The organism is Rhizobium sp. GW821-FHT14E12 (genome assembly GCF_058803745.1).
The window spans coordinates 426,382-448,624 of record NZ_JBXAPH010000002.1 but is presented as its reverse complement, the minus strand read 5'-3'; the positions used below and the strand labels follow the sequence as shown (position 1 = coordinate 448,624).

18 protein-coding genes are annotated in these 22,243 nt (G+C 59.3%); 10 read left to right on the top strand and 8 right to left on the bottom strand.

Annotation, left to right across the window (positions count from 1 at the left end; translation table 11 throughout):
• Positions 1–58: 58 nt before the first annotated feature.
• Positions 59–1,276: an SfnB family sulfur acquisition oxidoreductase gene (locus tag AC1RO0_RS10255; RefSeq protein WP_498592785.1), complete on the bottom strand. Its 1,218-nt coding sequence runs from the start codon at positions 1,274–1,276 to the stop codon at positions 59–61.
• Between the two features lie 210 nt (positions 1,277–1,486).
• A complete protein-coding gene (locus AC1RO0_RS10250) occupies positions 1,487–3,820 on the bottom strand; it encodes a glucose/quinate/shikimate family membrane-bound PQQ-dependent dehydrogenase (RefSeq protein WP_498592784.1) in 2,334 nt (777 codons plus the stop codon).
• Positions 3,821–4,171: 351 nt separating this feature from the next.
• Between AC1RO0_RS10250 and AC1RO0_RS10245 the strand changes: the two genes are divergently transcribed.
• Entirely contained in the window at positions 4,172–4,360 is a 189-nt protein-coding gene (locus AC1RO0_RS10245; protein WP_498592783.1) for a hypothetical protein, read from the top strand.
• 60 nt (positions 4,361–4,420) lie between these two features.
• Here the strand turns inward: AC1RO0_RS10245 and AC1RO0_RS10240 are convergent, their stop codons facing one another.
• From AC1RO0_RS10240 to AC1RO0_RS10230, 3 genes are read right to left on the bottom strand one after another with little or no spacing between them, the layout of a single operon-like run.
• Positions 4,421–5,149, bottom strand: coding sequence for an esterase family protein (locus AC1RO0_RS10240; protein ID WP_498592782.1), 729 nt, complete (start codon positions 5,147–5,149; stop codon positions 4,421–4,423).
• Positions 5,146–6,105 (bottom strand): acetylxylan esterase, encoded by a 960-nt coding sequence (locus tag AC1RO0_RS10235; protein WP_498592781.1) that lies wholly within the window; start codon positions 6,103–6,105, stop codon positions 5,146–5,148. The genes AC1RO0_RS10240 and AC1RO0_RS10235 overlap by 4 nt, the downstream gene beginning before the upstream one ends.
• A 60-nt stretch (positions 6,106–6,165) precedes the next feature.
• Entirely contained in the window at positions 6,166–7,371 is a 1,206-nt protein-coding gene (locus AC1RO0_RS10230; protein WP_498592780.1) for an ROK family protein, read from the bottom strand.
• Positions 7,372–7,647: 276 nt separating this feature from the next.
• Here AC1RO0_RS10230 and AC1RO0_RS10225 point away from each other — a divergent pair, with 276 nt between their 5' ends.
• The 5 genes from AC1RO0_RS10225 (at position 7,648) to AC1RO0_RS10205 (ending at position 14,094) form a co-directional block, all read left to right on the top strand.
• The gene (locus AC1RO0_RS10225) at positions 7,648–8,919 is read left to right on the top strand and encodes an ABC transporter substrate-binding protein (RefSeq protein ID WP_498592779.1); all 1,272 of its coding nucleotides are present in this window, start codon (positions 7,648–7,650) and stop codon (positions 8,917–8,919) included.
• A gap of 64 nt (positions 8,920–8,983) precedes the next feature.
• The gene (locus tag AC1RO0_RS10220) at positions 8,984–9,868 is read left to right on the top strand and encodes a carbohydrate ABC transporter permease (protein WP_498592778.1); all 885 of its coding nucleotides are present in this window, start codon (positions 8,984–8,986) and stop codon (positions 9,866–9,868) included.
• Positions 9,868–10,719: a carbohydrate ABC transporter permease gene (locus AC1RO0_RS10215; RefSeq protein ID WP_498592777.1), complete on the top strand. Its 852-nt coding sequence runs from the start codon at positions 9,868–9,870 to the stop codon at positions 10,717–10,719. The genes AC1RO0_RS10220 and AC1RO0_RS10215 overlap by 1 nt, the downstream gene beginning before the upstream one ends.
• Positions 10,720–10,786: 67 nt before the next feature.
• Positions 10,787–11,932, top strand: a complete 1,146-nt coding sequence (locus tag AC1RO0_RS10210) for an ABC transporter ATP-binding protein (protein ID WP_498592776.1) — start codon at positions 10,787–10,789, stop codon at positions 11,930–11,932.
• A complete protein-coding gene (locus AC1RO0_RS10205) occupies positions 11,929–14,094 on the top strand; it encodes a beta-galactosidase (RefSeq protein WP_498592775.1) in 2,166 nt (721 codons plus the stop codon). Before AC1RO0_RS10210 ends, AC1RO0_RS10205 begins: the two co-directional genes overlap by 4 nt.
• Before the next feature lie 67 nt (positions 14,095–14,161).
• On the opposite strand, the gene AC1RO0_RS10200 is transcribed toward AC1RO0_RS10205, so the two are convergent.
• The gene (locus AC1RO0_RS10200; RefSeq protein WP_498592774.1) at positions 14,162–14,641 is read right to left on the bottom strand and encodes a GNAT family N-acetyltransferase; all 480 of its coding nucleotides are present in this window, start codon (positions 14,639–14,641) and stop codon (positions 14,162–14,164) included.
• Between the two features lie 498 nt (positions 14,642–15,139).
• On the opposite strand from AC1RO0_RS10200, the gene AC1RO0_RS10195 reads away from it, so the two are divergent.
• The 4 genes from AC1RO0_RS10195 (at position 15,140) to AC1RO0_RS10180 (ending at position 18,230) form a co-directional block, all read left to right on the top strand.
• Positions 15,140–16,018 carry a hypothetical protein gene (locus AC1RO0_RS10195; RefSeq protein WP_498592773.1) on the top strand — a complete coding sequence of 293 codons (879 nt, stop codon included), beginning with the start codon at positions 15,140–15,142 and terminating at the stop codon, positions 16,016–16,018.
• On the top strand, positions 16,015–16,719 hold the full coding sequence (locus AC1RO0_RS10190; RefSeq protein WP_498592772.1) for a hypothetical protein: 705 nt from the start codon (positions 16,015–16,017) through the stop codon (positions 16,717–16,719). Before AC1RO0_RS10195 ends, AC1RO0_RS10190 begins: the two co-directional genes overlap by 4 nt.
• A gap of 78 nt (positions 16,720–16,797) precedes the next feature.
• Positions 16,798–17,235 (top strand): hypothetical protein, encoded by a 438-nt coding sequence (locus AC1RO0_RS10185; protein ID WP_498592771.1) that lies wholly within the window; start codon positions 16,798–16,800, stop codon positions 17,233–17,235.
• Complete coding sequence (locus AC1RO0_RS10180; RefSeq protein WP_498592770.1) at positions 17,235–18,230, top strand: beta propeller repeat protein; 996 nt, start codon at positions 17,235–17,237, stop codon at positions 18,228–18,230. Before AC1RO0_RS10185 ends, AC1RO0_RS10180 begins: the two co-directional genes overlap by 1 nt.
• 46 nt (positions 18,231–18,276) lie before the next feature.
• Here AC1RO0_RS10180 and AC1RO0_RS10175 read toward each other — a convergent pair whose 3' ends face one another.
• Entirely contained in the window at positions 18,277–20,013 is a 1,737-nt protein-coding gene (locus AC1RO0_RS10175) for a M48 family metallopeptidase (RefSeq protein ID WP_498592769.1), read from the bottom strand.
• 158 nt (positions 20,014–20,171) lie between these two features.
• A complete protein-coding gene (locus AC1RO0_RS10170; RefSeq protein ID WP_498592768.1) occupies positions 20,172–22,208 on the bottom strand; it encodes a DUF4034 domain-containing protein in 2,037 nt (678 codons plus the stop codon).
• Between the last annotated feature and the right edge of the window lie 35 nt (positions 22,209–22,243).

Genomic DNA, 22,243 nt, shown 5'->3' with positions numbered 1-22,243 from the left:
CAAGATGCATGAAGAAAGGCCCGTTCCGGTTTCCGGAGCGGGCCTTTTCGTTGAGAGGTTACAGCGCGCCGTTCTTCGGCGGCGTCACATCATTCAGATAATAATTGCCGACCACATGATATTTCCAGCGCACGGGATCGTGCAGCGTATGGGTGCGCGCATTGCGCCAATGGCGATCGAGATTGAGACCGACACGGACGGACGACGTACCGGCGAGTTCGAACAGCGTGTTCGATGCCTCCAGCGCGATCTCCGTCGTCAATACCTTGGCGGTCGCAACAGCAAGCGTCGCCGCCACCACATTCGCTTCGCTCGGATCGATCTGGGCGATATCGACCTTCCGGCCGGCGCGTTCGACGACGGCCGTCGCCGCCTCGAGACGAATGGCAATCTGCCCGACTTTTGCGATGGTCAGTGGGTCGTCTGCCGCACGTTCGACGCCGCTATTCATCCAGGGGCGGGCGCTCGTCTTCACGAACTCGACCGTCTCGGCAAACGCGGCGCGCGCGATGCCCAGATCGACACCGGCGTGGATGATCTGACCGACGGAACCGATCGTTGTGGGGCGTTCGAAACCCTTTTGATGGGAAACGACGGCGTCCGCCCGCACATAGACATTGCTGAGGATGGTGGTGCCGCTACCTGTCGTCCGCTGGCCGAACCCATCCCAATCGTCGACGATCTCGATGCCTTCGGTACCGCGCGGCACGAAGGACATGGTCAACCGCTCTTCCTCGTCCAATGCGAATACCGTGATCCAATCGGCGAAAATGACGCCGGTGGAATAATATTTGCGGCCATTGATCCGATAGCCAAGCCCCTCGCGGGTGATGAGGGTATTGTAGTGGCCGACGGTCTTGGTGCCTTTTTCGGACAGGGCATTGCCAAACCGATCACCCGCCAGCGCCCGGCCGAAGAAAAACCGCTTCTGCTCCTCACTCCCGTCGGTGCGCAGGGCTTCGAGAATGTAGAAATGGTTCTGCGGTATCTGCCCGATCGATCCATCCGCCTCGGCGAGAATGGCCGTGACCTCGGCCAGAACCGTATTGGAGACATCCAATCCGCCATATTCGGAGGGAACGGTGATCGCAAGCAAACCCGATTGCGAGAGCGCGTCGAGCTCGGCATACGGGAGCAGCCGGTCGATATCGCGGCTGGAGGCAGATTCGGCGAATTGCTTTGCCAGCACGCGTGCCGTCGCAATTGCCTCTTCCTCGCTCGCCAGTCGGACTGCCACCGGGCGAATTCGATCCGTGTGTTGAACGGCTAGATCCATCTGCGCTCTCCTAATTCCAGCGGCCTATGGGTGCCGGATCTGGGAGCCGAAGATAAGGGCGTAAATTCTATAGATATACTGCATTATGAAATGTTTTTCGGCCGGCAGCGCCGGGAGTCGTCCGCACGTATTGACGGCGGTGGATTGCTGAAAAATGGCTCGTAGCCGTGGCAGCTGGAGAGCAAACGACGTTTGCTCTCCAGTTCCGATTTAAGGCAGCCGATAGGCGATGACATAGTCGCCGGGCTTGGTGCCGACAGAGCCATGGCCGCCGGCCACCATGAGGACATATTGCTTGTCGCCGGCGGTATAGGTCATCGGCGTTGCCTGGCCACCCGCCGGCAGACGAGCTTCCCAAAGCTGCCGCCCCGTCGTGACGTCATAGGCACGCAGATAGTTGTCGACCGCAGCCCCTAAGAAGGCGACGCCGCCTTTGGTGACGATCGGCCCGCCGATGCCGGGCACGCCGACCTTGAAGGGCAGGGGCAGCGGCGTCATGTCATGCACAGTGCCATTCTTGTGCTTGTAGGCGATTTTCCCGGTCTTCAGATCAGCGCCGGCGACGTAGCCCCATGGCGGAGCCTGGCAGGGGATGCCGAGCGGTCCGAGGAACGGTCCCATATAGACCCCGTACGGAGCGCCTTCGTTGCGGTTCAGGCCTTGCTCGCTGCCCTTCTCACCCTGACCTTTCGGTGCGATTTCCGAACGCGGAACCAGCCGTGAGGTGAAGGCCAGATAGGTCGGCATGCCGAACATGATCTGACGCTCGGGATCGACGGCAACACTGCCCCAGTTGAAGGTGCCGAAATTGCCGGGATAGATGATCGATCCCTCAAGCGACGGCGGCGTATAGCGGCCCTCATATTTGTAGCGGTGGAAGGCGATGCGGCAGGCAAGCTGATCGAACAGCGAGACGCCCCACATGTCCTTTTCCTGCAGCGGAGGCGGCGAGAAGGTAAGATCCGAGATCGGCTGCGTCGGCGACGCGTGATCCTCGGGGATGGTGCCGCCCGGAGCCAGTATCTCCTTGAACGGAATGAGCGGCTCGCCGGTGCGCCGGTCAAGCACGTAGATGTCACCCTGCTTGGTCGAAGCAACAAGCGCGGGCACCACCGAACCATCCGACTTGGTCATGTCGAAGAGCACAGGCTGCGCCGGGACGTCCATGTCCCAGAGATCGTGGTGCACGAATTGCTGCACCCATTTGAGCTGTCCGGTGTTGATATCCAGCGCCACCACCGAGGAGGAGAAGCGCTCGACATTCGCGCTGCGGCCCATGCCCAGCTGATCTGGAACCTGATTGCCGAGCGGGATATAGATCAGGCCCAACGCCTCATCGACGCTCGATACCGACCAGCTGTTCGGCGAATTGGTGGTGTATGTCTGCCCTGCCGGCAGGGGCGTGGTCTGGTCCGGATTGCCGGAGTCCCAGTTCCAGAGAAGCGCGCCGGTCTTGATATCGAAGGCGCGGATAACACCGGATTGCTCCTGGGTGGAGTAATTGTCGTTGACCGCCCCGCCGACGATGATCTTGCCCGCCACGGCGACGGGCGGCGAGGTCGAGTAGTAATAGCCGGCAGGATTATATTTCATCCCGGTTTCGAGGTGGAGCACGCCCTGGTCGGCAAAGCTCGTGCAGACCTTGCCGTCGGCCGCGTCCAGCGCGACCAGCCGTGCATCCGAGGTCGGCAGGTAGACGCGGTCTGCGCAGGGCGCACCGGCTGTGGCGGCCTGATCGTGATAATAGGTGACCCCTCGGCATGTCTGGTGCTGACGGTCAGAGTTCATCCCGGGTTTGGAGTCGAACCGCCATTTCTCCTTGCCGCTGACCGCATCGAGTGCGATCGCAATATTATGCGGCGTGCACAGGTAGAGCGTATCGCCCACCTTGAGCGGTGTTACCTGATAGGTCGTCTCGCCGATATCGTCCGGACGCTTTACGTCGCCGGTCTGATACCGCCAGAACTCCTGCAGGTTGGCGACATTCTGGACATTGATCTGGTCGAGCGGCGAATAGCGCTGGCCGTAAGGCGTGCGGCCATATTGATGCCATTCGCCATTCGGCACATCGCCGCCCATCGGCGCGTTGGCCGCCACTGTGGTCGGAAGATCGCCGGAAAGATCGTGCGGATCGGTGGTCATCGAGTAGCCGGCGACGATGATTGCCGCGAGCAACGGCAGGCCAAGCGGCCAGGGACTGGCGGCATATTGCACGCCGTCGAGGCTGCGGAAGCCGAGCGGACGCCGTATCCATGGCGTCAGCAGCCAAAGGCCGATCAGGATGATCAGGCCGCCGCGCGGCCCGAGCTGCCACCAGTCAAAACCGACCTCCCAGATCGCCCAGCCAAGTGCCGCAAGTACGAAGATCGCGTAGAGCCAAAGGGCGGACGCCTTGCGCAGGAACAGCAATATCGCGGTCGCAAGAAATGCCAGGCCAGCAAGGACATAAAAGAAACTGCCGCCAAGCTGGACGAGCCACAACCCGCCGCCGCCAAGCGCCAGCCCGATAAGCGCCAGAACGAATGATGTGATTCCAATAGCCATGATCTACTCCAGTCTATCCGCCGAATTGACAGTGATTGATCGAGGATAAGCGGCAGCGATTGGCCACGATCCCTGTCGGGATCAGATGTCCGACGGCGCCGAATTTGGAAGGAATGATTCGGGTGTGACGACCCCCAGTGATTTCGTAGTGATCCATGGAGTCCCCCAAAACGAAATCGACTTTTCAACGTTGTATTGGCAGAAATGTTCCATTCCAGCGAGCATTTCAAGCGCGATGAGGCGTAATCGAATTTATTAACGGACGTCGTTAATTTTTTAACAACTTTTGCGAATACTAATGGAAGCAGACGCAGGATCAAGGGGTTCTGCGTCACCGCTGGAGGAAACGCGATGAATTTGAAGATCGTCACCGCTCAGTCGGAAGTGGAAACCGATGATACCGGAACCTATCCGGACGGTCTGGTCGAGCAAAATCGGGTCGACCTGTCCTTGAGCCGGGAACGGCAGCACCGCAGGTCCCACGAGCGCGACTACGGCGCCGGCAAACGAATCGCTCCGCTTCCGATCGGACTGGTATAAAAAGCTACGCGTGGAAGCCTAACCACCCCCGCGCACCTGAGTGCGGGCGGGGATCTTTCATCATACGTACAGCGGCGTCATCTTGCGCCAGGCGCCCGCCCGATGGGCGCGTCCATCCCAGACATGCAGGTGATGATCGATCCGTTTCTCGGCCAGAAGCCGGCTGAGATGGCGATTGTTGTCGAGAAAAGGATCGGCGTCGCCAATGACAAGCACGATGTCGATCTCACGAAGCCTCTGCAGCCGCCGTTCGCAGGTAAGACCCGGTAGAAAATGCGTCGGAGTGTGGAAATAGACCGTGTCGTCGTAATAGCCGTCGAACAGGTCTCCAAAGGATTCAACCTTCATCGTCAGATCGTAGCGGCCTGAAAAGGCGACGAGCTTGCGGAAGAGGTGAGGGTGACGGAAGACGAGGCTTGCGGCCTGGAATGCGCCGAGGCTGCAGCCGTGCACGATGATGCAGTCATTGGGATTTTTCTCTGCCATCAGCGGCAGGACTTCGTTCAGGATATAATCTTCGAAGGCGGCATGGCGGCGAATGCGTTCAGCCGGATGGCGTTGCAGCCCATAGAAGGTCTCGGTCGCCAGACCCTCGATACAATAGAGCTGCAGCTCTCCGGCTTCCAATTTGTCTGCCAGGCTGGCGACAATGCCGAGCTGTTCGTATTCCCAGAACCGTCCGTCCCGCGTCGGAAACATCAGCACCTTGGCCCCTGCATGGCCGAACACCAGCAACTCCATGTCACGATGCAGTCGCTGGCTGTACCAGTGCAGATATTCGCGGTTCATGGCACCTCGAAAAATCGTCTGACCTTTTCGTTGAGTAGTATATTTTGTTCCATGCAACCAGGATAGTCGAAATGGCCGGCATCGAGGATGAATATTTCATTAAATTTCGGCGACGCGTTTGCTATAGCAAACTGGCAGGGCGGCGCCACCGCCGGGTCAAATAGTGCGGGCGCAACGAGCATCGGCACCTTGATGCGGGTCGCCGCGCTTGCCGCATCAAACAGACGCAAGCTCTCAAGCATGCTTCCGTGTTCCTTTTGATAGGCTTGGACCGAATCGGCGCTGCCGACCGTTGGCAAATTCAACCATAGTGACCGATCCCCAAAGGTCGGCACGACCAAGTGCCCACGATCGATCCGCTCATCGAAGGGGATCGCCAATGCGCCGATACCACCGCCGAAGCTGATGCCGCTATAGCCGATATGCCCTTCGAGCCACGGATAGAGATCGACAAGCGTCGAGACGGCAATCCACAGATCATCGACGCAGCCGCCGATGATATAGCGATCGGGCTTGCCGATATCGTAGAGCACATGCCCGGCCGCATCCGCTGGTATAGGCGGACGAGCACTGCGGGACAGACCACGACAGCAGGGAAATAAGATTGCCGTCTCTCTCACCGGCAGATCGAAGTCGGGCAGATCCCTGCCGCCATAGCCATGGCCCACGACAAGGCCGCGCCGTACCTGTCCTTCACGAGGAAGCAGCAGCCAGCCGCCGATCTGAAACGAACCGGTCGACGAATAGGTGATGTCGAAGACGTGCCAGTCGGGATGGTGCGTCTTGCTGCGGCGAAGTTTCGGCTGCGGGTCGACGGCGATCGCCCGACGATACCGCTCCTTCCAGAAATCATCAAAGCCCGGCGGCGCCTCCGGTGGCTTGATGGCAAGAAGCTGCTCAAGCTCCATGCCATAGGTGGGATCGAAGGCGAATGGGTGGCTTGTCGGAACGCTCATGCGACGGTTGTCTCGTGAAAGCGTAGGCGACGCAAGACCGGAGCTGCGCCTCCCCGACGTCTACGCAGCCGAAGTCTTGGTCAATGTCTCGGCAGTTCCCGTCGTGCCGCCGGATGTCTCGAAGTCGAAGAACTTCTGCGTGACGAGAGCCGCCGCTCCCCGTGCCCAAGAATTGTCCTCCCAGTCTGGAAGCAGAGGCGGCGATGCGCGAAAGGTGTGGGCGGCCATGGTCGATCTTAACGGCTCGAAAAATGCCTCGCCGAACGATACGGCTTCTCCGCCCACCACGATCACTTCGGGATCGGTGACATTGACGAGGTTTGCCAAAGCCTTTCCAATCCCGATGCCCGCTTCCCTGAGGATATCGCCAACGGCTGTCTCACCCTCCTCAACCGCATTAAGCATTTCAGGCAAACCATCGCTATTGCTACGATTTGTCGTCTCACGCCATGTGCGTAGCATTGAGGTCTGGGAATGATAGGCCATGAGGCAGCCGCGCTTGCCGCATTCGCAAAGGCGGCCGTTTTCCTCATGCAGCGTATGCCCGAACTTGCCGGCCGCGCCATTGGCGCCACGATAGAGTTTGCCCTCGATGATGAGCGCGCAGCTGATGCCGACGCCGATGGCGAGCACTGCCATGTTTCGATGCTGCCGCCCGACGCCGAAGAGCTGCTGGGCGATCGCATAGGCGTTCGTGTCGTCCTCCAGCCAGACGGGTACCTTGACCTTCTGCGCCAAAATCGAGGCGAGGGGAACGTTGTTCCAGTTGAAGCGGTGGCTGCGCACGCAGGTCGCCTGATCATTGCCGATGACGCCGGGCATGGAAATTCCGATGCCGGCGAGTTGCGCATTCGGCCGGGCGGCATATTGCACGAGCAAGGGAACGGCTGCGGCGAGCGTCTTGGCGACGTTTTCCGGATCGTGATCCGCAAGCGTCAGCCGCATGGATCCAAGGGGGCTGGTGGCGAGGTCAGTGACAACGCATTCCACCGAGCCGACCATCAGTTTAAAGCCGATCGCCAACCCATTAGTATAATTGATCTCGACAGGGATCGGCCGGCGTCCCGAAAACCCCGCTACGGCCTTTCCTTCGGTGACATGGCCTTCCTCGATCAGGTCCGCGATGACGAAGGTGACGGCGGCCGGGCTGAGGCCGGTAATCGTCGCAATCTCCGCGCGGCTCTTCGGTCCCTCCTGCCTCAGGAGGTTGAGAATGAGCCGCCGGTTCATGGCGCGCGAGGTACTCTGGTCGCCTTTCAGCTTCACGATTTCTCTTTCTTAATTTTGTAAATTAATTATTGCGTCTGTTTCAGACTTATGCATAACTTCACCCGTCGATCAACATCCGGCCGTGTGCAAGCACGAAGAAGTCAGAAAAAGGGACTCACAGCTTCACGAACCCAAATATCCGGGCAGCACATTCGCTGCCTCGGCGGGTTTATTGCGGCCATGCGTCCGGAGGCAAACGGAAAACGCTCGGAGGGCGTCCCGCTGGCTCATCGGCTGAGGGTGGAGACAGGCGTTAAAACGGGAGGAATTCAAATGACTTTCAATTTGCTTGGAAGGCCGTCGAGCCGACGTACCTTTTTGAAGGGGGCAGGGGCGGTTTCCGCCACCGCACTCGCGGGTTTTCCGATGCCGGCGATTGCGCAGGCGCAGGACATCAATATCATTTCCGACGAGAACAACGCCGATGCGCTGGCGATCCTGCGCAAGATCGGTGACGATTTCGGCAAGCAGGCCGGCGTCAAGGTCGTCATCAACAATATGGACCACGAGGCCCATAAGACCGCGATCCGCAACTATCTGGTCGCAGGCGCGCCGGATATCTGCTTCTGGTTTTCCGGAAACCGCATGCGCGCCTTCGTCAAGCGTGGCCTTTTCGACGACATCTCCGATCTTTTCGAGAAAGAGAAATACAAGGACGTGCTCGGCGCGACGGCAGGCTCCGTTACCGTCGACGGCAAGCAATACGGCCTGCCAACCGGCGGAACGCTCTGGGGCATGTTCTATCGCAAGGATGTCTTTGCCCAACTCGGCGCAACGGCGCCGGCAAACTGGGATGATTTCCTGGCATACGGCGCCAAGTGCAAAAGCGCGAACCTGACGCCAATCGCCATGGGCACCAAGGAATTGTGGCCGGCAGCCGGCTGGTTCGACCAGATGAACCTGCGCATCAACGGCCTCGACAAGCACATGGCGCTGATGAACGGCGAGATGAGCTATCTCGATCCGTCATTGAAGCCGGTCTTCGATCAGTGGGAAACGCTGATCAAGCAGGGCTTCTTCACGCCGGACAATACCTCCTTCGGCTGGCAGGAGGCGGGCGCGCTTCTGGCGCAGAAGAAGGCGGGGATGATGAATCTTGGCGCCTTCGTCCGCTACGCCTTCCCGAAAGAGGATCTTGATCAGCTCGCTTTTGCGCCATTCCCGACGATCGACCCCAAGGTCGGCCGTTTCGAGGAGTTTTCGTTGAATTCGGTCCATATTCCGGCGAACGCAAAGAACAAGCAGGGCGCCCGTGAGTTCCTGGCTTACTTCTACCGCCCGGAAAATCTCGGCCCCTATCTGGAGCCCGGCGGCAATATCCCGCCGCGCAACGACCTGCCGCCGAGCAAGGACCCGCTGGTCAATGCCGCCGTCGACGTGTTGAAGACGCTACAGGGCACGTCGCAATATTACGACCGCGACAGCGATCCCGACATGGCGCAGGCCGGCCTCTCCGGCTTCCAGGAGTTCATGGCGAAGCCGGAACGGCGCAACGCCATCCTGCAGCGGCTCGAAGGTACGCGCAAGCGTATCTACAAGCTCTAGCTTTCCTCCCAGCGACCGAGAGGCGGGGCCGCGGCTCCGCCTCCCCATATCGATAGAGGATAAAATGATGATATTTTGGCGTCACCATCGCTGGTGGCTCACTCCAACTTTGCTGATTTTACCGGCCGCCATTCTCTTTTCCGTCGTGATCCTGTGGTCGGCGGTCGAGAGCATCTGGATCAGTTTTCACGACTGGGACGGCTTCAGCCCGATGGTCTGGACCGGCCTCGGCAATTACGTCGAGCTGTTCAACGACCCGCAATTCTACGTTTCCCTGAAGAACAACGTCATCTGGCTGGTCATGTTCATGGCAGCACCACCCTTGGGGCTGGCGATCGCGCTTCTCGTCAACCAGAAGATCCGCGGCATGCGGTTGATGAAATCATTGTTCTTCATTCCGCTGGTGCTGGCCTCCGTCGCCGTCGGCGTCGTCTTCACCTGGGTCTACACGCCGCAACTGGGGTTGCTTGCCCTGATCTTCGGTTTCTTCGGCGCGACGGCACCGGCACTGCTCTCCAATGAGCATCTCGTGACCTTCGCGATCGTCATCGCCGCCCTCTGGCCGCAAATCGCCTTCTGCATGGTCCTCTACCTCGCTGGCCTCAACAATCTCAGCGAAGAGCTGATCGGCGCGGGCAGGGTGGATGGAGCGCGGGGCTGGAACATGCTGCGCCATATCGTTCTGCCACAGCTGACACAGGTCACCTTCATCGCCATTGCGGTCACCGTCGTCGGCGCGCTCCGATCCTTCGACATGGTGTCGGTCATGACCCAGGGCGGGCCGTTCGGCTCCTCCGAAGTGCTCGCCTATCAGATGTTCGAGCAGTCGATCTTCTCCTACCGCTTCGGCTATGGCGCGGCGATCGCCTCGGTTCTGTTCGTGATCATGGCGGTGTTCATCGTCTGGTACCTCACGCGGATCATCCGCATCGAAGAAAGAGGGGCCTGATGTATCCGCGCCCGATCCCCGAAGATGCCATCTGGCATCGCCGTTTCTATTTCACCGCCGTTCTCGCCATCCTGATCCTGTGGCTGTGCCCGCTATTTGCCGTCATCCTCACCTCGTTCCGCTCGACGCAGGATGTGATGGGCGGCAATCTCTGGGGCTGGCCGACACAGTTCGGCCTGATCGACAACTACACCTCCGTCTTCACCCAGACGCCGATGGCGCGCTATTTCCTCAACAGCCTGATGATCACCATACCCTCCGTCATCGGTGTGCTGGTCATGAGCACGCTCGCCGGTTTCGTGCTGGCACGTTACCGCTTTCGCGGCAACATGCTGGTCTTCGCGCTCTTCGTCGGCGGCAATTTCCTGCCCTACCAGATCATGATGATACCGGTGCGCGACCTGATGGTGCGGATCGGTCTCTATGATACGCTGGCGGCGCTGATCATCTTCCATATCGCCTTTCAGACGGGCTTTGCGACACTGTTCATGCGCAACTTCATCGCGGCCCTGCCGGATGAGCTGTTCCAAGCCGCAAGGGCTGAGGGAGCATCACCGTTCCAGACGCTGGTGCATGTGGTGATCCCGCTCGTTCGCCCGGCGCTGGCCGCACTCGCGATCCTGATCTTCACCTTCGTCTGGAACGATTACTTCTGGGCCGTGGTGCTGACGGTGAGCGACACGGTCAAGCCGGTGACCGCCGGGCTTGCCAATTTGCGCGGCGAATGGGTTTCCGCCTGGAACCTGATCTCGGCCGGCACGATCATCGTCGCCGTGCCGCCCGTCGTCATGTTCTTCCTGATGCAGCGGCACTTCATTGCCGGGCTTACCATGGGGGCGGTGAAGGGATGACGACTTTATCCACCACGACCGTCCATCCCGCCCCTTGTGCCAATCCTTCCTTTGCGAGCCGAAAAGCATGACCAGTCTCGAACTTCGACACGTCAACAAGAATTATGGCGCCTATCATGCCTTGCGCGGCATCGATCTTTCCGTCGAGCAGGGCGAATTCATCGTCATGGTCGGCCCTTCCGGCTGCGGCAAATCCACGCTGCTGAAGTCGATCGCCGGTCTGGAAACCATCTCCTCCGGCCAGATCATGATCAACGGCCGCGATGTCACCATAGCTGAACCGGGCGATCGCGGCATCGCAATGGTGTTCCAGTCCTATGCGCTCTATCCGCATATGACCGTCGCCGAAAACATGGGCTTCGGCCTGCGCATGGCCAAGCGGCCGAAGGCGGAGATCGATGCGGCGGTGGCGCGCGCCGCCAAGATCCTCCGGATCACCGACCAGCTCGACAAGCGCCCGAAACAGCTTTCGGGCGGCCAGCGCCAGCGCGTCGCCATCGGCCGCGCGATTACCCGCTCGCCGGAGGTCTTCCTGTTCGACGAGCCGTTGTCGAACCTCGATGCTGCCCTTCGCACCCAGATGCGCGTCGAGTTAAGCGGCCTGCATGCCGAACTCGGCGCGACAATGGTCTATGTCACGCACGACCAGGTCGAGGCGATGACGATGGCAAGCCGGATCGTGGTGCTCAATCGCGGCATCATCGAGCAGGTGGGCTCGCCGCTGGAGCTCTACCGCAACCCGGACAATCTCTTCGTGGCCGGCTTTCTCGGCGCACCGCGGATGAATTTCTTTCCGGTGACGGTCGACCAGGTTTCCGGAAACAGCGTCACCGTTTCCGCTCCGGGGCTTGCGCCGATCGCGGTGGATCTGGCAGCCGGCGCCTCGGTCCAGAAGGGGGCGACCCTTACCCTCGGCATCCGGCCGGAAAATATCACCGTTTCGGATGCAGCATCCCCGGGTGCCGCGATCACCGGCCAGGTCCGTCTCGTCGAACATCTCGGACGGGAGACCATCCTCTATGTCGACGCCGGGGAGCTACAATGCGTCAGCTCCGAAAGCGGCACCGGCAACATCACCGTGCAAATCGGCCATGTCACCGGCGTTGCCGCCGACGCGCCGATCAGCCTCCGCATCGATCCGCGCGAGGTCTACCTGTTTTCCGCCAATGACGAGCGGACCATCACCGTCCGCAAGCCAATTCTCGACAAATGATCCTTCAGGAGCCTGATACAGTGTCAGTCAATACCAGCACCAAAGACCTTTCCGTATGGCGCACTATCAAGACCGACAGGTTTCTCGTCGGCACGCCGCATTATCCGGAACATGTCGATGAAAGCTATTGGGAGCGCGACGCCAAGCGCATGGCCGAGGCCGGCTTCAATGTCGTTCGTCTCGGCGAGTTCGCCTGGCATATCTTCGAGCCGAAGCTCGGAAGCTTCGACTTCGATCTCTTCGATCGCGCCATCGCGGTCCTTGCATGCCACGGCATCAGCACCATCATGTGCACGCCGACAGCTACACCGCCGCGCTGGCTGACGGCAGCCCATCCGGAAGTTCTCCGCGTCGACGGCAATGGCCGGACGATGAGCCACGGTTCGCGCCAGCATGCCGATACGGCAAGCCCGGTTTTCCGCGAGCACAGCAAGCGCATCACCAAGGCGATGGCCGAGCATTATCGCGATAATCCCGATGTCATCGGTTGGCAGACGGACAACGAACTCAACACAAGCATGCCGGAATCCTTCTCTGCCGCAACGCTAAAGGAATTCCAGGCCTATCTCGCCGAGAAATATGTCACGATCGACAAGCTCAACTTCGCCTGGGGCGGCGATTTTTGGGCGACCGCCTATGACGATTTCGGCCAGGTCGTGCTTCCCATCGATTTCGGGCCGACCTTCCCGAGCCCAGGGCATCTGCAGGACTACCACCGCTTCCTGGCCTTCTCGACGGCGCGGTTCCAGCACGATCAGGTGGAGATCCTCCGCGCCACCAAGGCCAACTGGTTCATCTTCCACAATCTCGGCGGCCTGCGCGATATCGACTTTCGCGGCCAGTTCTCCACCGATCTCGACTTCGTCGGCTATGATATCTACCCGATGCTCTATGACGAGTTCCAGCGCATCGGCAACCACGCCAAGGTGCAGGCGCTGCATCTCGATATCTGCCGTGGTTTCTCGGGCAATTACATCATCCCGGAACAGCAATCCGGCTTCGGCAGCCAGCCCGGCTTCTGCACGCTGACGCCGGAGCCCGGCGAGATGCGCCGCATGGCGATGTCCTCGGTCGCGCGCGGCGCCGATGGCTTGATGTTTTTCCGTTGGCGGCCAGCGCATTTCGGCGCGGAAATCTACTGGATGGGCATCATCGACCACGACGACGTGCCGCGTCACCGCTATGACGAGGCCAAGCGCTTCGCCACCGAGATGACGGCGCTGAAAGACAAGATCCTCGGCACGCATGTCCGCATGGATGTCGGCATTGCCGGCTCCGACTTCGACAATCAGGAGGCGCACAAGACCTACTCGATCGGCCTGCCGAGCCCGCAGGACGACGCTGTGCTGCTGCACCAATATTGCTACGACCGCGGCATCGCCTGTGGCTTCATCCATCCCGAAGACGATCTTTCGCGGTTGAAGCTGCTGTATGTCCCGCATTGGGTGATGTGGAAGGATGGCTGGACTGAGCGGCTGGAAGCATTTGCGCGAGGCGGGGGCACCGTGATTGTCGGAGCCCGCACCGGCACGCGCGATGAAAACAACCACGTCATCCGCGAAGCGGCGCCGGGTTCGTCGCTGACGCGACTGACCGGCGTCACCGTTGAGGATTTCGGTCGGCTTGCCGCTCCGGGTGCCAACGGCCTCTTCGACGTCATGTCGCGCTCCGGTGGGCTGATGATCCCGCCAAACCGCCCGGCCGAATCCCATCGCCGCGTTCGCCGTTTCACCATCGGCAACCGCGAGCTGGAAGGTGCTCATTTCTACGAGAACCTGGCGGTGGCCGACGATGTCGAGGTGGTGGCGACCTGGTCGAACCGCTATGCTGAAGGCGTGCCGATGGCGACATCGCGCAAGGTCGGCAAGGGCAGGGTGCTCTATCTCGGCACGTATCTGACAGCCGATCTGACGGCAGCGCTGTCCGACCGTACCTTTGCGGATGCGGGCGTCGAACCGCTGATCGCCGATCTGCCGGATGGTGTCGAAGTGACGATGCGCCAGAATGATGAAAGGCATCTTCTGTTCATCCAGAACTACACCGACCAGCACGCGGAACTGACCAGCGTCCCGCGCGGTGTCAATCTCCTCGACGGCGGCAAAGCGGTGTCCGGTGCGCTGTCGCTCGAAGCCTATGGCTGCGCGATCATCGAGTTGGGGTGACGATCAAGCGGAACGAGGCGATCGGCTGTATGTGGAGCCTGCCGATCGCCTCGTATCAACATCGCTATTAGCTATCGGCAAAAGCCTTCAGCGTATCGCCGGCCAGCCGGTAGCGCACCCATTCGTCCTGCGGCTCTGCTCCGATGGAGCGATAGACGCGGATGGCCGGCTCGTTCCAGTCGAGCACGCTCCATTCGAACCGGCCGCAGCCTTTCTCGATCGCGAGCTTCGCGAGATATTTCAGCAGCGCTTTGCCGGCGCCTGCCCCACGCTTCTGGGGCGTGACGTAAAGATCCTCGAGATAAAGGCCGTTACGGGCAAGCCAGGTGGAATAGGTATAGAACCAGACCGCGAAACCCACCGGCTCGCCATCGACCTCGCAAATGACGGCATGGGTCACGGATTGAGAGCCAAACAGGGACTGCTCGATGGAGGCCGTCGTCGCCTCAACCTCGTGAGCCGCCTTTTCATATTCCGCCAGTTCGCGAATAAATCGCAGGATGAGTTCTGAATCGGATAGCTGCGCCGGGCGTATTGTTATCGTCATTTTCGTTCATCTATCGCTTCGGCATTTGCCTCGCGCATGGCGCATTCGGCAATTGCGCAGTTCGTGACTATAGCGAATTGCGTGTAAGGGTTGCGGACGACTTAGGCAAGCGTGCCCGAAACGCCTTTCGCGCGCCACGCCAGACGCTGAGCACCGCGAGCCATGACAGGAGGATAAGCACCGATATAACCGATACCGGCAGCAGAACGTAGAAGGAGGCGGGGATCAGTGCAATTGGGATCATATCGAGGCCGTGATGGCTTCCTGTGGTTTGTGAAACAAGCAGAGGTTTATTGGATATCTGTGGTCTCTTCTCGGTAGACTACCTCTGAGCCGTTCGTCATCAAAAGATTTGAGGCGCGATCGATGGGAGAAGCCTTTATTTTTATCGCTCTGATTGACGGGAATAAAAATCGAGTTGCAACGAAAATAAAGCGGATGCGATATGGTGTAGTCGAAGCTCTCAAACCCGTTGACTGAAAACAGTAGGAAGCCCGAATGAATTCAGTGCGTCGTGGCGTTCTCGCATTTTTGGGCGGACTTATTCTGGGGAGGCCATCTCTTAGTCGAGCGTCGAGCAAACAGCCGGCCTTCGCCGCGTCCCGTTCCAGCTACACACCGCGTCATGTGCTTTGCTTTCTCGGCAAGGAAAATGGCCTTGCGGCGCTCCAGCAAAATGCCCGCGCTGCTATCGACCTGTTTGCCAATGACTTTACCGTGGACAAAGAGTTTTCGCAGGACGAGCCGGATGATCGGATGGAACGATCATTCAATGTCTGCTGGGACCGCGTTGATCCCAACGCCTATCAGGAGACGGATGAAGACGCGGTCGCCGGGCACGGCTCGGTCCTCTATGTGCTGGGTCCATCCATGGCGGCGGACATAGCCGTAACCACATCCGCAAAGGCCTTGATGTTTGTACAATACATGCTCGATCATGGTGCGATCGCCGCTAAGGGCGAGAGCGCGGGCGTCGCCCATGGAGTGCGCCGATGGAAGGAACTTTTCGAACAGGCGCGCGACGCGGCGGCATCCCGCGATTTGCTGATACTTGCAAGAACTTGCCGTCTCGCCTTTGCGCGCCGGCCCATCGGCGATGATGCTGAAGGGATGGCGAGCGTCGGGTTTCACCTGATCGGATTGCCTGATGTGCTGGTCACCTTTGGCCGAAAAGACGATCAGAAGCCGTCCACCAATGCCGAACAACTTAAGATCGCAGCCCTGATCGATGATATCGCTGATGAGATGACCCGGGAAGGCGTTGAGACAGCCTTGGCGGATCGTCATGCCGCTCTAGCCGACGACACCCGGTACGAAGAGGATGGATACAAATTCAATCCGTTTGGAGTGGCAAGCATTCAAGAGAAAAAGCTTTGACGAAGAAACTGTTGAAACTCGCTCTCGTTCTGGCGGTTGCGATCATCGGAGTTTCCTTTCTTGTTCCAACCTACCCTGATGCTCCCGTGGAAACGAACGAACCTGTCGTCGCGCTCAACGTCAGCAATTCGGGTGAACGGCTGCTCCTGCGAACGCTCGCTCACGACTACGATTTCCTAATGCCGCCAAACCGTCTAAACGAGCTGTCGTCGACACGATATGATCAACTCAGCTCGCTCGGTGGAACGAGAGCCTATCTCGGCAAGATAAGAGTGCAGTCGACGGGCATGGCAACGACCAAGATCAGCATTATGCTGGGCGGCTATGATTCCAGTCTGAGCGAAACAAAGAAAGGCATCTTGCCCGACAATCTCAGAGCCGACCTGGCAGCGCTTGGCTTCGAGCCGTCCAATGGAAATGTCGTTGGCGATTTCGACGCGCCGCTTTACATGGTCTGGAGCACCGAATTGTCGGGACGGCAATACCCCGCAAACAGTCGCGAGGCGTACACCGGAAGAGACCTGATGACACCAACGGCATCTGACGTCCTGGTCACCTCTGATGATCAGCCGGCACAGGAACAGAACCGGCGGCTCAATGCCATGTTGCGACCGTTGACGGCTCTGAGAGAAGGCGTGGAGACCTCGGCAATCGTGCTTTTCATGTTCGTCATTGGAGCGAACCCAGCTCCCGGCGGATGAAAACGAATTGGGATGCATATAACCTCGGCGCGGTGGACTTGATCATCTGGGGCAACGAGAATCTTCGGAGGTTTGGCGATGATCTGGCTGGACGCGGCACCTGAACGACCGGTGGACGCCACTCTCATGAAAAATGCGCTGGCTGCGGTGCTGCGTGTGGACACAAGCACCATCGAAGTGGTGAACGACCTGTCACAGGCGCAAGACAAGGCGGTACTATGCGTCATTCACGAAGGCGACGGATCCGACTTCTCTCAGGTCATATCGATCTACGCGAAGGAAGAGCTGACACCGCCAAGTCTTCTGGAGGGCGGCTCGCAGATCGCCAGGTTCGTCCAGACAGCGATACTATTGGCCAACGATGAAAGTGCAGATCCCTACTCATTCGTACTCGCATCTCCCTCCGGCTCGCTGGTCAATGTCCTAGTGGACGCAAACGAACTCGACCGACACGACCGCTACGTGATCGTGGCCTATGACGGAGCTCCTCGATTTGCCGAAGGAGGCAACACTTGATGCAGCCGCTGACAAAGCCCGATGCGATCCGGCTTCAATTTGAAGCAGGGATTGTGCGATCGCGCGATGATCTCTTCGTGGCGTGTTCCAATGAGGACGAGCGCTTCGACGGTTTCGCTCGCCTTTGTGGGTATCGGGCCGGAGAAAGCCAGCCATGGACCTATGTCGACCTGGAAATGACGATTTCTGATGGGACCCTTTTCTCACCCAGGAGAGGCGCTGATCCTGTGAGCGCGCAACCCGCCTTCGTCTTCATGTCCGAAGACGGCGACGTCGTGCATCTGCCGATCGACGGCGACATAGTCACCGAGCGCATCATTGGGTCTGGCCTGTGGGCGAATGATTCCCATGGCTGGGGTTGCATGTGCAGAATTGTCCAGATCGGCACACGACTGCATGCTTGCGGTAACGGTGGTCAGGTTTATCGACGGCTCGACTCCGGCGCATGGGAGCATATCGATGCCGGATTGCTGCAGGATGAGGCTGACAAGGAAGACCTTACACTCAAGGCGATTGCCGGTGTCAGCGAAAACGAGATTTATGTTGGCGGCTGGCGCAAGAATGTAAACGACGGCGTATTGTTCTGCTGGGATGGCCGCCGCTGGATGTCCGTCGCCAGGGATATTCCGGCCATCAGCAACATTCATGTAGAGCACGCTGGTTCAGTCTGGGCTTGCGGGCGTCAGGGTACCTTGCTGCATGGCAACCATATCGACGGCTTCAGAAAGCTTCTGGAACCCGATCGAGCTCGATCCTATGTCGGCGTCACTGTCTATGATGGCCAGGTTTTCCTGGCGACCGAAACCGGTCTTTATATTTATGACGGTGCTTCGGTGCAGCGGATACAGACAGGACTGGTTCCGGAGTATAGAGACGGGCATATCCTGCAAGTAGCGGACGGTTTGCTATGGTCTATTGGTTATGCCGACATCGTGCATTTCGACGGCACGAACTGGGAGCGTGTTCCGTTTCCAAGCAATTCACCGATCCGATAAGTATCTGGCGAAACGGACGATGGAAGTCGAAGCGCTAACGTGGCCTTCAATGGCGCGACACGGCCGAACCGGCTTGGGCAATCAAGCTGCCGTCCATGCAATGCGCCGGAATCGGATCGTTCGGCCCGATAAAGCGGACTTCCGGATAGAGATGCAGCCGCGCCTGCAAACGATCCATTAGCCTCTTGCAGGCAGAAGCATTCACATCGTCCTCGCCAGTCAGCCTGCCAACCAGACGCATGAACCAGCTGTCATAAGCCTGGACATAGAGGAACCAGCGCGGCTGGCTTGCCGTATCTGGCGGCGTGTCGCGGCAAAGCCAGATGGCCCGCGCATGCTGGAAGAGTGGCTGAAGCGTACTTTGTAGCAAGGCGAGTTCGGACGCATCCATTCCGTGAGGAAAGAGACCTTTGGATACTGGTCGGTTTACATCTTCTTCGGTCCATAATTGATCGGCGATCTGCCGATGGTGCTCCGCCACTGGCTTGTCTCCCACCCGCAGGTAGAGTTCGCAAAGGTGGCGATGAGCCTGATACTCGGACGTGGAAGGGGACTGACTGATGCGAAACCATAGGGAAATTGCACCTTTGATATCGCCAGCTTGCTCCAGATCGCTGGCCTTTAGCTGAAGAAGCGCCGGGTCATCAGGGGTATGCTGCAACCCTTGTGCAATCGCCTCGGGGCGAAGCGTGCCTGCCGGATCGAATGCCTCGGCCAGTCGAGCCAGTTCCAACCAGTCTTGCTCATCAAACACCTGCTGCTCGCGACGCTGCAGGAGCTTTGAGAATTCGCGCTGTTGATAGGCGTGCCATTCTTTTGCATCCCGCCAGCCTTGCGCCGCGGTTTCGCGCCAATCGGCATCAAGCTGCGCGGCGAGACCAGGGGCTTCCGCCCCCAGCCAATCTACGGCCGCCGACGTCTCTTCAAGGTGCCAGGCTAGATGATCGGGTAGGGGGCTTGCCGGATCAAATCCTGTCGCGGCAATGCGCTCGAAAAAGACAGGATGTGTGCTGTGAATATCCGGTTTCTGGCAGAGGCTTTCATGCAGCCAGATGGCCGCCTGCGCGCCGTCGCGCGGACGGCTACTCGCTGGCTCTGTCAAAAGCTGCATAAATGGCCGCATCAGAGCGATATCGTCATTGCCCGCCTGCGCAAATATATCCGGCCAGAACCGGCTGGACATGGCCTTTTGCCGCAACGCCAGGGCCGTTTCTGCCTCGAATGCGATATCGCCGCCGCAAACCGCAATTGCCTGCGCATCAGCAACCATCTCGCAACGGCGGGAAAACTCCAGTGTCTCGCGCATCATGCGGGGCACGTACCAGGAGAGAAACAATCTGAGCGGCGCGGTGATCAGCCGATGATTGCGCTCATGCAATTCACCAAGCGTCGCCCAGCGTTGACGCGCCACATAGGCCCAACGCGCAAGATGGCCGTGCTGTCGGGAAATATGCGCGTATTCATGTGCTATGACGACTGCGGCTTGCTTTCCTGTCAGCAAGGCGAGAAGCGGCAAGCCAAGCACCAGAACATGCTTCGGCTGTCCGGCACGGGACCCTGTCTGGTAGATGGAGGCGTTAAGCTCGGCGTTGATATAGACGGCCGTGAAGGCGGGCGCATCGCAGGCAAGCCGCAATCGTTCGAGCTCGCCGGCCAGAGCTGGAACCTTGCCGGGATCCAGTAATATGCCATTCGAGACCGGTGGCGCGGGCACTGCCACATAGGCACGCAGGACCATCAGTCCGTAAAAGACCCATGACAACGACGGCAGGGCAAGAAGCACCAGCAGAAGCCGCGAAGGCAGCAGCAATGCAAGCAGGAGAGGGGACAGGACCAGCACGGATCCGCTGACAAGCAAAAACGCATCACCGGAGGCGAGCCAAACCAGGGCTCGCCATCTGCCTTCACGCGGTGACGGTAGGGGAGTGGCCATGGTGACGCTTATTTCGGCGGAAGATGCTCGCTAGACAATTTCTTACCGAGGAAGAACGCCTTCAACGCCCGCCCGGCCATTTGCATTCCCGTCGCTCCATAGACCTGCGTTTCCATCCACTCCAATGTCGAATGGTCGGGGAAAAGCTCCTTGTAACGGTCGAACCACTGCATGGCGACAAATTCGCTCTTGGGGACACCGTCGCCGTATTTATATGCCAGGACGACCTGGCCATACGCCTCTCCGGCAATGTGATCGTCATCGTGAGCGACAAGGGATTTCATATAGGCGACGGCCTGCTCTTTTTCCTCCGCAGTTCCATGCCGCCGGTCGACACTCGCAACCCTGATCATTGCCACTTCCACGCCGCCATTCATCGCGCCGACATAAAGATTGCGGACGCGTTCGAAATTTTCCCGGACCGTCAAATCAATATCGTCAACGTTTTCAAGGCGCCAAGCATAATTGTGGAGAGCAACGGCTTCACCGTCCTCGACGGCCAGTTCAAGCCAGTGATCGGCTTCCTCGCCGTCAAGCAACTCCGGATCGGTATCGGGCCGGATCCCTCTTGTGATGTCGTACATGCTCGCGGCGGCGGAGTAGACGCGTCGCTCGGCAAAGGCGCGGGTAAGATAGGTCGCCTCCTTCTGAAACCCTCCGTCCCACATCATCCGGCAGGCATGCATCGGCGTAAATTCATCCGGCTCATAGAGCGGCTCAAGCTGAGCTACCCGGTCTATCAACCGCGTGGCAACCGCCGGATCGGCCTTGATCCCCCACATGCCGAACTGCCACGCAAATGCTGCGACAGTCAGCATCGTTGGTTCGTCAAACCGCCGAACGGCGGTTTGCAGGACGCTGGCATAGGCGCCCTCATGATCCTCGAAATGCTTGATCAGCATCACATTGGTAAAGTCCCGAAACGGGCCGTCAATGGCCGGATAGGTTCCCGGCGGCTTGCAATAGCGGATGGATTCGACATGGCGCTGATGCGCCAGTTCCCCGTCGGCGAGCGAGTAATTGGTAAAATTGGCATACTTGCCGAGAGAAATGAAACGCAGGCGATCGGAGAGATCCCGGGCCAGCCAGTTTTTGAAAATCTTCTGTCTGGCCGCGATCTCGCGCGCGTCGCCCGGTTGCGGATATTCCGGGAGCGTCAATGCATCCTGAATTCCCGACCAGCGGACGGAATTGCGTTCCTGTTCGCTCAGCGAAGAGCACAAGGGACCTGTCGCGAATTTTTCGACCTCTCCATCGCGGCCACCCCATCTGGGGCTCAGATACTGTGCGTAATCAACCAGGATATCTGGCCATCGCGGTCTCAGAGAAAGGCAGTATCGCAGCCAGTAAAAGCCGGAGTTCTCGACATCCTCCTCTTTGATAGGCGGAAGAGAGGAGGGAAGGGTCGCCGTTACCATGCCGGGCGACTCCAATCCATGTCTGGCGAGCTGGGCACATGCCGCCTCATAAAGGTGCGGTTCAAACTCCTCGCGCTGCATGGTTTTTTCAGCGGGCAAGCCACGAAACAGCGCATCGACGAAGTCCGGCTGGCCGAGATACTGGCTGATCTGCATCATGGTTTCAGCGGCAAGCGCCGGTCGCTGCGAGAGCGCCATCGCCTTCAGCAGATGTTCGGCCGCGGCTACGCAGGCCATGTGGGCGGCGACCCATTGGTCCTCGCCGACTTCGGACGCCCAGGCCGCCGTTCGGATGTCGCAGGCCCGCCGAAAATAATAGTGACCGAGGATTTGCCTTGCATGATACGAGCCTGGATAGGCTTGGCTCCAGGCATTCAGCAATTCAAGCCTGAGGGCAGCGTCGACGCTGGCATTGTCGAATAGGGCGGAGCTGGTTGCGAGGAACGTGTAGCGGTCATCGGGCAAATCAGCAGGCTGCCACCACGCCGCTTCGAGCGCCACCATGATGCGTTCGACCTCGTCGAAGCGCCGCTCAAGCATCGCCTTTCGCAGTTCTTCCTGCTGGCGGAGCCGAGCCCATTCGGGACCATCCAGCGGCAGGGGAGGCGAGCTTGTGATTGTCTGCATGCGTGGCTCCTCAACATGTATGGCGGACCACGATT

Bases quoted from the DNA above. Each gene is read 5' to 3' on its own strand.
- AC1RO0_RS10255 (WP_498592785.1), bottom strand. From the start codon at position 1,276: ATGGATCTAGCCGTTCAACACACGGATCGAATTCGCCCGGTGGCAGTC.
- AC1RO0_RS10250 (WP_498592784.1), bottom strand. From the start codon at position 3,820: ATGGCTATTGGAATCACATCATTCGTTCTGGCGCTTATCGGGCTGGCG.
- AC1RO0_RS10245 (WP_498592783.1), top strand. From the start codon at position 4,172: ATGAATTTGAAGATCGTCACCGCTCAGTCGGAAGTGGAAACCGATGAT.
- AC1RO0_RS10240 (WP_498592782.1), bottom strand. From the start codon at position 5,149: ATGAACCGCGAATATCTGCACTGGTACAGCCAGCGACTGCATCGTGAC.
- AC1RO0_RS10235 (WP_498592781.1), bottom strand. From the start codon at position 6,105: ATGAGCGTTCCGACAAGCCACCCATTCGCCTTCGATCCCACCTATGGC.
- AC1RO0_RS10225 (WP_498592779.1), top strand. From the start codon at position 7,648: ATGACTTTCAATTTGCTTGGAAGGCCGTCGAGCCGACGTACCTTTTTG.
- AC1RO0_RS10220 (WP_498592778.1), top strand. From the start codon at position 8,984: ATGATGATATTTTGGCGTCACCATCGCTGGTGGCTCACTCCAACTTTG.
- AC1RO0_RS10215 (WP_498592777.1), top strand. From the start codon at position 9,868: ATGTATCCGCGCCCGATCCCCGAAGATGCCATCTGGCATCGCCGTTTC.
- AC1RO0_RS10210 (WP_498592776.1), top strand. From the start codon at position 10,787: ATGACCAGTCTCGAACTTCGACACGTCAACAAGAATTATGGCGCCTAT.
- AC1RO0_RS10205 (WP_498592775.1), top strand. From the start codon at position 11,929: ATGATCCTTCAGGAGCCTGATACAGTGTCAGTCAATACCAGCACCAAA.
- AC1RO0_RS10200 (WP_498592774.1), bottom strand. From the start codon at position 14,641: ATGACGATAACAATACGCCCGGCGCAGCTATCCGATTCAGAACTCATC.
- AC1RO0_RS10195 (WP_498592773.1), top strand. From the start codon at position 15,140: ATGAATTCAGTGCGTCGTGGCGTTCTCGCATTTTTGGGCGGACTTATT.
- AC1RO0_RS10185 (WP_498592771.1), top strand. From the start codon at position 16,798: ATGATCTGGCTGGACGCGGCACCTGAACGACCGGTGGACGCCACTCTC.
- AC1RO0_RS10180 (WP_498592770.1), top strand. From the start codon at position 17,235: ATGCAGCCGCTGACAAAGCCCGATGCGATCCGGCTTCAATTTGAAGCA.
- AC1RO0_RS10170 (WP_498592768.1), bottom strand. From the start codon at position 22,208: ATGCAGACAATCACAAGCTCGCCTCCCCTGCCGCTGGATGGTCCCGAA.